Origin of the sequence: Bacillus niameyensis (assembly GCF_001375535.1) — a bacterium.
Lineage (GTDB): Bacteria > Bacillota > Bacilli > Bacillales > Bacillaceae_C > Lederbergia > Lederbergia niameyensis.
The window spans coordinates 1,955,842-1,967,414 of record NZ_LN831197.1; the positions used below are offsets into that span (position 1 = coordinate 1,955,842).

General features: G+C 41.4%; 12 protein-coding genes, 2 rRNA genes and 2 riboswitches. Of the genes, 2 read left to right on the forward strand and 12 right to left on the reverse strand.

Annotation, left to right across the window (positions count from 1 at the left end; all coding sequences use genetic code 11):
* Positions 1-34: 34 nt before the first annotated feature.
* The 10 genes from purK to BN1243_RS22310 all read right to left on the reverse strand — a co-directional run bounded on the left by purK (position 35) and on the right by BN1243_RS22310 (position 7,376).
* On the reverse strand, positions 35-1,168 hold the full coding sequence (purK, locus tag BN1243_RS09385) for a 5-(carboxyamino)imidazole ribonucleotide synthase (protein WP_062106222.1): 1,134 nt from the start codon (positions 1,166-1,168) through the stop codon (positions 35-37).
* Positions 1,161-1,649: a 5-(carboxyamino)imidazole ribonucleotide mutase gene (gene purE / locus BN1243_RS09390; RefSeq protein WP_062106224.1), complete on the reverse strand. Its 489-nt coding sequence runs from the start codon at positions 1,647-1,649 to the stop codon at positions 1,161-1,163. The genes purK and purE overlap by 8 nt, the downstream gene beginning before the upstream one ends.
* 270 nt (positions 1,650-1,919) lie before the next feature.
* A riboswitch (purine riboswitch) is annotated at positions 1,920-2,020 on the reverse strand.
* A 223-nt stretch (positions 2,021-2,243) separates the two neighbouring features.
* Positions 2,244-2,432: an NETI motif-containing protein gene (locus tag BN1243_RS09395; protein ID WP_062106226.1), complete on the reverse strand. Its 189-nt coding sequence runs from the start codon at positions 2,430-2,432 to the stop codon at positions 2,244-2,246.
* Positions 2,416-2,982, reverse strand: coding sequence for a DUF2179 domain-containing protein (locus BN1243_RS09400; RefSeq protein ID WP_407638853.1), 567 nt, complete (start codon positions 2,980-2,982; stop codon positions 2,416-2,418). The genes BN1243_RS09395 and BN1243_RS09400 overlap by 17 nt, the downstream gene beginning before the upstream one ends.
* 116 nt (positions 2,983-3,098) lie before the next feature.
* A complete protein-coding gene (gene thiW, locus BN1243_RS09405; protein ID WP_062106230.1) occupies positions 3,099-3,599 on the reverse strand; it encodes an energy coupling factor transporter S component ThiW in 501 nt (166 codons plus the stop codon).
* Position 3,600: 1 nt separating this feature from the next.
* On the reverse strand, positions 3,601-4,254 hold the full coding sequence (gene thiE, locus BN1243_RS09410; protein ID WP_268258068.1) for a thiamine phosphate synthase: 654 nt from the start codon (positions 4,252-4,254) through the stop codon (positions 3,601-3,603).
* Positions 4,247-5,080 (reverse strand): bifunctional hydroxymethylpyrimidine kinase/phosphomethylpyrimidine kinase, encoded by an 834-nt coding sequence (gene thiD / locus BN1243_RS09415; RefSeq protein WP_062106232.1) that lies wholly within the window; start codon positions 5,078-5,080, stop codon positions 4,247-4,249. Before thiD ends, thiE begins: the two co-directional genes overlap by 8 nt.
* Before the next feature lie 23 nt (positions 5,081-5,103).
* Positions 5,104-5,853: a hydroxyethylthiazole kinase gene (gene thiM / locus BN1243_RS09420; RefSeq protein WP_062106234.1), complete on the reverse strand. Its 750-nt coding sequence runs from the start codon at positions 5,851-5,853 to the stop codon at positions 5,104-5,106.
* Positions 5,854-5,951: 98 nt separating this feature from the next.
* A riboswitch (TPP riboswitch) is annotated at positions 5,952-6,052 on the reverse strand.
* 129 nt (positions 6,053-6,181) lie between these two features.
* Positions 6,182-6,820, reverse strand: coding sequence for a sugar O-acetyltransferase (locus tag BN1243_RS09425; RefSeq protein ID WP_062106236.1), 639 nt, complete (start codon positions 6,818-6,820; stop codon positions 6,182-6,184).
* Positions 6,821-7,202: 382 nt separating this feature from the next.
* Entirely contained in the window at positions 7,203-7,376 is a 174-nt protein-coding gene (locus BN1243_RS22310; protein ID WP_195892099.1) for a hypothetical protein, read from the reverse strand.
* A 151-nt stretch (positions 7,377-7,527) separates the two neighbouring features.
* On the opposite strand from BN1243_RS22310, the gene BN1243_RS09430 reads away from it, so the two are divergent.
* Positions 7,528-8,157: a nucleotidyltransferase family protein gene (locus BN1243_RS09430; protein WP_062106238.1), complete on the forward strand. Its 630-nt coding sequence runs from the start codon at positions 7,528-7,530 to the stop codon at positions 8,155-8,157.
* Positions 8,158-8,195: 38 nt separating this feature from the next.
* Positions 8,196-8,774: a histidine phosphatase family protein gene (locus tag BN1243_RS09435; RefSeq protein WP_062106240.1), complete on the forward strand. Its 579-nt coding sequence runs from the start codon at positions 8,196-8,198 to the stop codon at positions 8,772-8,774.
* 206 nt (positions 8,775-8,980) lie between these two features.
* Here BN1243_RS09435 and rrf read toward each other — a convergent pair.
* Together rrf and BN1243_RS21380 are read right to left on the reverse strand one after the other, a co-directional pair.
* Positions 8,981-9,096 (reverse strand): 5S ribosomal RNA (gene rrf / locus BN1243_RS09440).
* Between the two features lie 136 nt (positions 9,097-9,232).
* A 23S ribosomal RNA gene (locus tag BN1243_RS21380) occupies positions 9,233-11,573 on the reverse strand.

Consider the following 11,573-nt stretch of genomic DNA (forward strand, 5'->3'; position numbering starts at 1 on the left):
GAAATTTTCCCCTCTCTATTGATCAGAATGTAATTTACTTCTCCTCAAACCAGATATTTGTAGCATCAAATTTTTTCAAGTCCATTTCCAAATCTTCAGTTAAAACTGTAATATGCCCCATTTTCCGATTATGTTTCGCTTCATTTTTTCCATAGAAGTGAATCGACCAGCGGGGATTTTTCGGAATTTCTTTAATAACTTTTTGTACATGTTGACCTAATATATTGACCATAATGGCTGGTTTCAATAATCTAACCTCTTGGAGAGGCCATCCGCAAACCGCTCTTATATGTTGACCAAATTGAGAGATCGTACAAGCTTCAATCGTATAATGACCAGAATTATGCGGTCTTGGAGCTAGCTCATTGACGAAGATTTCACCATCACTAGTTAAAAACATCTCAACAGCTAGTGTTCCAATTAGATTAAGTTGGTCGGCGATTTGCTTGGCTAATTGATTGACTTTTGTTTCCATCTCGACTGTAATTCTCGCTGGAACGATTGTTTCATGTAAAATATTATTAACGTGAATATTTTCCCCGATTGGAAAATAGCTCAACTCACCAGTGGTACTTCTTGTCATCACAACAGAGATTTCCTTTTCAAAAGGAATCCATTTTTCTAATACACACGGACCACTTTCGAGAAGCGTTGCTGCTTCATCTAGTTCCTCATTGCCTCTAATTACGATTTGGCCTTTCCCATCATAGCCGCCACGAGATGTTTTTAGAACAGATGGGTACCCAATCGTTTTTAATCCTTCCAATAGCTGTTCTTGATTATAAATCGCATCATAAGGAGCGACTTTTACACCTGCATCCACTAATGTTTGTTTTTCCAAAATACGATCTTGAGTAATCTTAATAAGTTCGGCACCTTGAGGAATATAAGTTTTGCTTGCCAACCAATCTAAAGCTTCATAATCAATGTTTTCAAATTCATATGTAATAACGTCACTCTCTTCTGCCAGTGATAAAAGAGCACTTTTATCATCATACGATGCGATTATTTGCGCATCCGCAACTTGCCCAGCGGGTGAATCTAAAGATGGTTCCAGGATCACGACTCGAAATCCAGCCTCTTTAGCGGATAATGCCATCATTTTTCCTAGCTGGCCTCCGCCAATAATTCCAATTGTCTGTCCAGGTTCGATCATCCTATTAGACAAGCTGATCACTACTTTCCAGTACGACTTGTTTTAAATCATTTCTTCTATTCTCTAACCGGTCCTGAATTTCTTTGTTTTCTGTCCCTAATATTTGTGCAGCGAGAAGTCCTGCATTTACAGCTCCAGCTTTACCAATCGCTACTGTAGCAACTGGAACTCCCCCAGGCATTTGCACAATGGATAGTAGAGAATCCATTCCTTTCAAAGACTTTGATTCTACAGGGACGCCTATAACAGGCAATACCGTTTTAGCTGCTACCATTCCTGGTAAATGTGCAGCTCCGCCTGCTCCTGCAATAATCACCTTTAATCCTCTTTCCTTTGCTGATTCTGCATAATCAAACATATAATCAGGTGTTCGATGAGCAGATACAACCTTTTTCTCATAAGGAATCTTTAATTCTTCTAAAATATCACAGGCTTGTTTCATCGTCTCCCAATCGGATGTACTGCCCATAATGATTCCAATTTCGGGTTTCATTTATTATTCATCTCCCCGTCTAAATTTAAATAAAGTGAAACTTCAATCAGTGGGGGTTTTTTTTATCCCCCACTGATTGTTAGTTGAACCAATCGGGCTTTTACTGGCTGTTGATCCCCCACTTACAATACTTGGATACTCCTCGAATTCTTGAAGTGGGGGTCTTACAGCCAGTTAATGCGGGATAAAAAAACCCGAATAGATTACTTTTATAAAGAAAGTAACCTATCTGGGCTTAATAACAACATTTGAAAAGGCATCCAAATGCTTCCCAAATACGACTTTCCTCATAGTCTGATTATTTACGGTAATCAGGTAGAAACTTATGGGCCCTATTCCCATTATATATGAGGGCAAAAAAGGAAAAGGGGTGGAGTTACGCTATACCAACATACTTAAAATGAAAACACTTTAGTTTGATTTAGCTTCACTCACACCACCTTATTTTTCATGGTATGTCATTTCTTTCATTGAAACGATCCAGTTAAAATTGTAATGTTCTTTCAATGACAGCTTCATCATATCAAATATGAGGAGATTCTGTCAATTTAAAAATCGAACATTTTTTTCATTTGCTGTTATAATCGTTCGTATTTAGACTAACTTTTCACCTTTAAAAATAATTTTCCTGCCAATTGGAATATAATCAGTCTGTCCATTATGTATTTCTTCTTTGAAAATTGGTTTTTCTGTTCGTTTCACTGGAGTGTATCCCTCCTTTTGCATTCTTGTTAAACAATCCTCAATTGTTTCATTATCCAAGACTTCAAACTCCTTTTTCACGATGTAGCCTACCTTTCTTAACAGCTTTTACCCAAAACCCTCCAAAAATCGTTTTAGCTTCATACACAATAATGAATGCTTTCGGATCCAGTTCCTTAATCGTCTGATAAAGTTTCAACTCCATTTTCCTTGGTGTTAAAACTTGGAGTGCCATCCGATCTCCTTCTAATCCTTGCGCCACCCAACTGGTTACTCCATAGCCAGCATCGCGTAAAAGTTTGGGTAGATCTTTATCATACTCTTTTGTAATCACATTGACAGTAATATAACCAAGAGCCATTTTCTCTTCAATTTTAGTGCCTACTAAAACACCTAGCCCATAGCCAACCGCATATGCAATTAGATTTTGTATTTCATTCAGATTGTCTAATACAAGACCAAGACCTACTACGTAAATAACGACCTCTATCATACTGATAAAAGCCGCCATGTAGCGATAGCCTTTCAGTGTCAAAATCATTCGAACGGTAAAAAATGATACATAAACAATATTAATTACTAAAATGATGGTCACCATCACAAAACTATTTTCTAACATTGAATCCCCCATTCTAGTTGGAAAATCTTCATACTATATCTATATACCTATACCCTAAAAACAGAAATGAATTCGAAAAGTATGAAAGTTTTTTTAAAAAATAAGGAGAGCAATCGCTCCCCCTGATCTTAGTCGGATAATGGATTTATATGATTTAATACGCCAGCCCTTTTCAATCTAGCTGCAAGAAGGATTCCAAGCGCCATTCCGCTAGCGCTTGATACAAGAAATGGCGGAAAGAAAAAGAATGCTGATACTGTTGTACCCATTAATATTTTTGCATATGGTACAGCAAATAACGAAGCGATAAAGCCTGTTCCGATTAGTTCACCAACCCCAGCCGTCCATACCTTTTTATACTTCTTATATAAAACTCCCGCGAGCAAAGCTCCTATCATCCCCCCTGGAAACGCTAAAAGGGAACCCGTTCCTGTTAACACCCGAACAAGCCCTGTTAAAAAGGCGATAATTACTGCTGGTATAGGTCCTAAAGTAACAGCCGCAATCACATTAACCGCATGCTGAATTGGATAGGCACGAGCGATCCCCGCTGGGAAAGAAACAAAAATAGAACCTGCAACGGCAATGGCCACAAACATCGTCATTATGATCATTTTTCTTGTGTTCATGTTATCCTCTCGCCCTTCTTAAGGAGCTATTTATTTTTTCAAGAAAACCTTTTGCTATTTCCGCCGGTTGCTCAGATGATGCAATTGCTGATATGACGGCAACTCCTAGACCACCTGCTTTTATAACAGGCGTAAAATTACTTTCTGTGATCCCACCAATACCAACTATTGGTAGACTTGGATATAATTGGGCTACCCTTTTAATCATACTCGTTCCTGCAGGCGCCTTCGCATCGCTTTTTGAAGAGGTCGGGTAAACAGGTCCCATTCCGACATAATCAGCTCCATTTTTGAAAGCGATAAAAGCTTCATCAGGATTATGTACAGATACACCCAATATTTTAGTTGGACCGATCAGCTCTCGAACAACTTCTGCTTTTTCGTCTTCCTGCCCAATATGAATTCCATCTGCATTCAGCGCGATTGCAAGTTCCACATCATCATTAATAATAAACGGGACATTATATCGTTGACAAAGCTCTTTACATTTCTTCGCAAATAAATATTTTTCATTCCCTTGTAAAGAATGGTCGCCTTTTTCCCTTAATTGAAAGCAAGTAATTCCGCCTTGCAAGGCTGCTTCTAATACATCTAATGGAGATTTTGCATTCATACTACCCATTATGAAATATAGCTTTAAAATCTCTTTATTCAACGATGATCACATCCTTCCTAGCCTTTTCTCCATGAAGCCTATATGCCCAATGATTAGTCGGCCCGTGACCATTTCCTAGATTAAGACCATTGCCAATGGCTGCGTGAATGAATATTTTCGCTTCGACTACAGCGTTTTGAACGGACTTTCCTTTTGCCATAAAGGCTGCTATCGCTGCCGAGAACGTGCAACCTGTCCCATGCGTATCTTCAGTATGAATTCTCTTCGATCGAAGAGTAAATCTTGTCCCATCAGCGGCTAAGAATAAATCCTCTGAGTAAGTTTTATTTTTTAGATGACCGCCTTTCATCACGACTGCTTTCGCTCCCATATTTAACAGACGTTTTCCTGCTTCTTCCACGTCACAATCGTTTTCTATCTTCATGTCTGCAAGTATTTCTGCTTCTGGTATATTAGGAGTGACGACTGTTGCCATTGGTAATAAATGTTGATTCAACGCTTGAATGGATTCCTCTTGTAAAAGTGATGCTCCACCTTTTGCGACCATAACGGGATCTATAATTATTGCGGGAGATTCATATTCTTTCAATATGCTAGCAACCTCGTAGATAATATTTGCAGAAAATAACATCCCCGTCTTAATTGCTCGTACGTGGAAATCATCCATAATCGCTTGTATTTGCGCTTTCACCCCATTAGGATCAATTGGGAAAACATCATGAACACCAAGAGTATTTTGCGCAGTTACAGCTGTCAATGCTGATGTACCAAACACTCCTAATTCTTGAAAAGTTTTTAAATCGGCTTGAATTCCTGCCCCTCCTCCACTGTCAGATCCTGCAATCGTCATAGCTACGTTTGTCATTTAAGTACCTCCTCTTGATGTTTTTAGTTTGCTAATTCATCTAAAAAATGTACTGCAAACTGGCCAGGCGCACTAGCATTTTCTGATGCGCTTTCTCCGGCCTTTTTATAAAAGCTTAATGCCTCTGCAACTGCCTCAAAATCATTTTTATTACTAATGGCTAAAAAGGCTCCCGCTACCGCACTTAATAAACAACCAGAACCTGTCACCTTAGACATTAAAGAATGCCCTCCCGAAATTTCTAGCAATCTAGTACCATCAGTTAAAATATCTATTTCACCTGTTACGGCAATGAGACAACCTAGCTTTTGAGCCATTTCTTTCGCAATAGTAGAAATATCCGCCTGTCCTTCTCCAGCATCGACACCGCGAGCACTCCACTCAATGCCAGCAATAGCAGCCAATTCGCCAGCATTACATCTTATTAAGGAAATATTGATCTCTTTAAGGATCTTACTGACTGTTTCCTTTCTAAAGACCGTTGCTCCAGCTCCTACTGGATCGAGTACTACGGGAACACCCTGTTCATTTGCACTTTTTCCTGCTAATAACATAGCAGTCACAGTATCTCGCCTCAACGTTCCAATATTCAGTACAGTACAACTTGAAATGGCCGACATCTCCGCAACCTCTTCAATAGCATCTGCCATAATAGGCGATGCCCCAAGCGCCAAAAGTCCATTCGCTTGGAAATTGGCAACAACGATATTCGTTATACAATGAACAAGCGGATTTTCACTTCTTAATTTCTTAAGGAATTTGTATTCTTGCATAAAAGCTCCTCACTTTCTTAATGAACTTTAACGATATTTACCACGAAAAAACCGCTTCCTAAACGAGCGTTGGAAGCGGTTTGCTTAAATAATTATAAATAAAAGCAGACCCACTTCCCTACGCTGGTATGAACCAGATCAGGTTCTAAGGGTCCGCAAAATGCGTCTCAGCCTCAAAAAGGCTCCCCTAGTGGTGAAATATCATATATATTCTCACTATAGCATATATAGACAATTCTGCAACAACAATTAAACATTGGATTAAGTCAACTATTTTTATGCAACTTTCTCCTTGCTGAAATTTTTATAAAATTTGTATGCAATTTTCTTATTCTATAATTCTATTGTCATCCAAAATTTCTGGTTTATGTATCATGCTGTCTCGTTCAGTGATTTCTCGGATTACTCTGCATGGGTTGCCAGCTGCAAAGCTATTGCTTGGAATGTCCTTCACAACCACACTTCCTGCCCCAATCACGCAATTATCCCCGATTGTTACTCCTGGACAAACAACGACATTTGCTCCAAACCAGCAATCATTACCAACTTTAACAGGCTTTGCATAACACATATGCTTCCGCACACCGTCTTTATCCATAATTGCGCGGCGTTCATCCGGAAGCATTGGGTGTACGGGTGTAACAATAGTCACATTTGGGCCGAAACTACAATGATCACCAATATCGACTCGCGCATCATCTTGAATAGTTAAATTAAAGTTTGCAAAGAAGTGATCGCCAATTTCTGTATGTTTTCCGTAGTGGATATAAATAGGGCCTTGTAGACGGCCATTCTCTCCAATCTCATGGAAAATATTTGAAATGATCGCTTGTCTTTTTTCAGTTTCATCTTCAAATGTTCGATTATATTCTGAACACAGGTTATGGGTTCTTAGCTTTATTTTTTTTAACTCCGGCTCTCCAGGTGCAAAAAGGATTCCTTTAAATATTTTTTCTTCTTCTCTCATTTTTCTTCTCCTTAGAGGATTCTAGCGTAGGCGTAACAAGATTTTTCCATTCGCTATTTCCTGTAGATTCGTTGCAAGAGTTTATTCTATTAATTAGTTTAGCTAATGAAAAGATGTTATTCAAGGAGGACAGGGAGAATGATCCTACTAAGTTTAAAATCCGGCAAGGCCTTTAATGGATAGTGGATTGGGATATTTGCCCTCTGACTAAGAAGCTAAAGATTTCCTCTTGTGGCTTCTATAACGGCGGCTCTTTATATTTTTCTAATACTCGATAATATAGGAAATGCTATTTTTGCCCATAAACATTTTACTCATCCAAAATCTTGTTATTCTTATCAAAAAAAAAAGGGATAGCATGAGCCATCCCTTTTTTCTATTACTAGCAATTGTCATTACGATTTCTTTTATCGTTATCGATTAGATCCTGCGCATCATTTTCAGCTGCGAATTCAACATTTACATTTTCTTCATTAAACTCATTGTTTATATTGTTATTGTTGTTGTTTCTAGCGTTGTTATTACGATTTTGATTACGTTTATTTTTGTTATCCACCCTAATCACCTCCACATAGGTAATTTGTCCCTTATAAGCAAAAATATACAATAATAATTGCACCATATTAAAGGTTTTTTTGTTTATATGGAGAACTACCAAGTATAAGTTTTAAAATATTGGGTTGGATAAAAAAGGTAGCGTGAGATAAATGAATGTGCATTGGAAAGGTACTTTAGAAAAAGTATGTGAAATTTATTTTCAATCTGACACTAAAATTGACTGGATATTAGTTGGATCAGCAGGTTCTGTCTTACAAGGGTGCATAATGGAACCGGGGGATATTGATATTTACGTTAAACATAAGGAAGGAGTATCACAATTCGCTGAACTTCTTAATCAGTTTTCCCTTTCCACAAAATGTACAAATCGAAATAGTAATGATTGGTTATCTTCTATAGAAGAACCAGTCTTTGAGCAAATATTCCCTTCAGGTTTTTCATGGACAAAAGCTAGATGGGAAATTAATAGTTGCAACGTAGAGGTTGTTCATATTTCTAATTCAGCCGGAATCCCTGACTCTTTAACAGGTGATGGCATATGGGAAGGTGGTAAATACATTTGGAATCTTTCTAAAAACGTTCGGATTGGAGAATACTTAATCCCTACAGTCCCTTTAGAGATACAATTAGAATCAAATATAAGAAGGAAAAGACAAGATAGGATCGCTTCTATTTTACAGGCCATGGGAAATTATGGGTATGATATGGATTTAGCCAAAACAGCCCTCTCGTCACAAAACTTAACTTATTTTTATTCTGAAATGGGTTTGTCCAGTTAAATCTTTACCTGAATCAAATATACCCAGAGGTGTGATTATTGACGACTATCGGATTAATTAGACATGGTATTACTGAGTGGAACTATCTTGGGAAGGCACAAGGCATATCAGATATTCATTTAAATGAAGAGGGTATAAAACAAGCGATAAAACTTGGAGACAGGCTTTCAACTGGAGAAAGTTGGGACTTGATGATTACAAGTGATTTATCGAGAGCGATTGAAACCGCAAAGATTATAGGTAATAAAATAAATTTACCAATCCAGATTTCAGATAAGCGAATTCGAGAAATAAATTGCGGAGAAATTGAAGGAACTACTGAGGAAGAATGGATTAATAAATGGGGAATGGATTGGCGTAAGTTAGACCTAGGAATGGAAAGATTTGCAGATGTAGCTAGTAGAGGAATTGAATTCATAGAAGAAATCGCCAGCTTGCATAAAGGAAAAAGAATTCTCATAGTTAGCCACGGCGCTTTAATTGGGCTTACATTGCAATATTTGTTACCTGAAAAGTTTCCAACAACTTATATAGAAAATACTTCCCTCACAATTCTTCAAAATATAAATGGGAGCTGGGATTGTAAACTTTATAATTGTACTTCTCATTTATATTAATTTTTACTTTTTTAACGTCTCTTCGTCAGTTTCACTCGATCGATTCTCATGGGCATAGCCCATTCCGAGTCTCTCTCCCTCACTTCCTTGATCTTCTTGGTCCTCCTGATCCTCGCTTGTTTAAGAGGATAATTTTTCAGGCTACTTCATAATGTATAAACCTTCGGTTTAAATAAAAAAGACACCCACATTTGGATGTCTTGATCGCCTGGCAACGTCCTGCTCTCACAAGGGGAAGCCCCTTACTACCATCGGCGCTGAAGAGCTTAACTGCCGTGTTCGAGATGGGAACGGGTGTGACCTCTTCGCTATCGTCACCAGACTACTTGCACAGGATGTGCTGACTTCTGCGTTGCTCACAGGACGTGAGCGATCTTAGCAGAAGATCCTTTTAATGAGGTTCATTCCCTCAAAACCAGATAAAAGAGAAGTAGTAATTGAAAAACATTCATTTGATTAAGCCCTTGACCGATTAGTATCCGTCAGCTCCATGTGTCGCCACACTTCCACCTCAGACCTATCAACCTGATCATCTTTCAGGGGTCTTATGGTATAAACCAAGGGAAATCTCATCTTGAGGGGGGCTTCATGCTTAGATGCTTTCAGCACTTATCCCTTCCGCACATAGCTACCCAGCTATGCCTCTGGCGAGACAACTGGTACACCAGCGGTGCGTCCATCCCGGTCCTCTCGTACTAAGGACAGCTCCTCTCAAATTTCCTGCGCCCGCGACGGATAGGGACCGAACTGTCTCACGACGTTCTGAACCCAGCTCGCGTACCGCTTTAATGGGCGAACAGCCCAACCCTTGGGACCGACTACAGCCCCAGGATGCGATGAGCCGACATCGAGGTGCCAAACCTCCCCGTCGATGTGAACTCTTGGGGGAGATAAGCCTGTTATCCCCGGGGTAGCTTTTATCCGTTGAGCGATGGCCCTTCCATGCGGAACCACCGGATCACTAAGCCCGACTTTCGTCCCTGCTCGACTTGTAGGTCTCGCAGTCAAGCTCCCTTGTGCCTTTACACTCTGCGAATGATTTCCAACCATTCTGAGGGAACCTTTGGGCGCCTCCGTTACTCTTTAGGAGGCGACCGCCCCAGTCAAACTGCCTGCCTGACACTGTCTCCCACCCGGATCACGGGTGCGGGTTAGAATGTCAGTACAGCAAGGGTAGTATCCCACCGATGCCTCCACAGAAGCTGGCGCTCCTGCTTCGACGGCTCCTACCTATCCTGTACAAGCTGCACCAACATTCCATATCAGGCTGCAGTAAAGCTCCACGGGGTCTTTCCGTCCTGTCGCGGGTAACCTGCATCTTCACAGGTACTATAATTTCACCGAGTCTCTCGTTGAGACAGTGCCCAGATCGTTGCGCCTTTCGTGCGGGTCGGAACTTACCCGACAAGGAATTTCGCTACCTTAGGACCGTTATAGTTACGGCCGCCGTTTACTGGGGCTTCAATTCGTACCTTCGGCTTGCGCCTAAGCACTCCTCTTAACCTTCCAGCACCGGGCAGGCGTCAGCCCCTATACTTCGCCTTGCGGCTTCGCAGAGACCTGTGTTTTTGCTAAACAGTCGCCTGGGCCTATTCACTGCGGCTCTCTCGGGCTTTCACCCAAAAGAGCACCCCTTCTCCCGAAGTTACGGGGTCATTTTGCCGAGTTCCTTAACGAGAGTTCTCTCGATCACCTTAGGATTCTCTCCTCGCCTACCTGTGTCGGTTTGCGGTACGGGCACCTCCCGCCTCGCTAGAGGCTTTTCTTGGCAGTGTGGAATCAGGAACTTCGGTACTATATTTCCCTCGCCATCACCGCTCCGCTTTAAAGAGAAGGATTTGCCTCCTCTTCAGCCTAACGGCTTGGACGCGCATATCCAGCAGCGCGCTTACCCTATCCTCCTGCGTCCCCCCATTACTCAAACGGCGGGGAGGTGGTACAGGAATATCGACCTGTTATCCATCGCCTACGCTTTTCAGCCTCGGCTTAGGTCCCGACTAACCCTGAGCGGACGAGCCTTCCTCAGGAAACCTTAGGCATTCGGTGGAAGGGATTCTCACCCTTCTTTCGCTACTCATACCGGCATTCTCACTTCCAAGCGCTCCACCAGTCCTTCCGGTCTGGCTTCACAGCCCTTGGAACGCTCTCCTACCACTGACACCTACGGTGTCAGTCCGCAGCTTCGGTGATCCGTTTAGCCCCGATACATTTTCGGCGCAGAGTCACTCGACCAGTGAGCTATTACGCACTCTTTAAATGGTGGCTGCTTCTAAGCCAACATCCTGGTTGTCTAAGCAACTCCACATCCTTTTCCACTTAACGGATACTTGGGGACCTTAGCTGGCGGTCTGGGCTGTTTCCCTCTCGACTACGGATCTTATCACTCGCAGTCTGACTCCTGAGAATCAAGTCTTTGGCATTCGGAGTTTGTCTGAATTCGGTAACCCGATGAGGGCCCCTCGTCCAAACAGTGCTCTACCTCCAAGACTCTTTCTCAAGGCTAGCCCTAAAGCTATTTCGGAGAGAACCAGCTATCTCCAGGTTCGATTGGAATTTCACCGCTACCCACACCTCATCCCCGCACTTTTCAACGTACGTGGGTTCGGGCCTCCAGTAAGTGTTACCTTACCTTCACCCTGGACATGGGTAGATCACCTGGTTTCGGGTCTACGACCTCATACTATATGCGCCCTATTCAGACTCGCTTTCGCTGCGGCTCCGTCTCTTCAACTTAACCTTGCATGAAATCGTAACTCGCCGGTTCATTCTACAAAAGGCACGCCATCACACAGCGTTTTC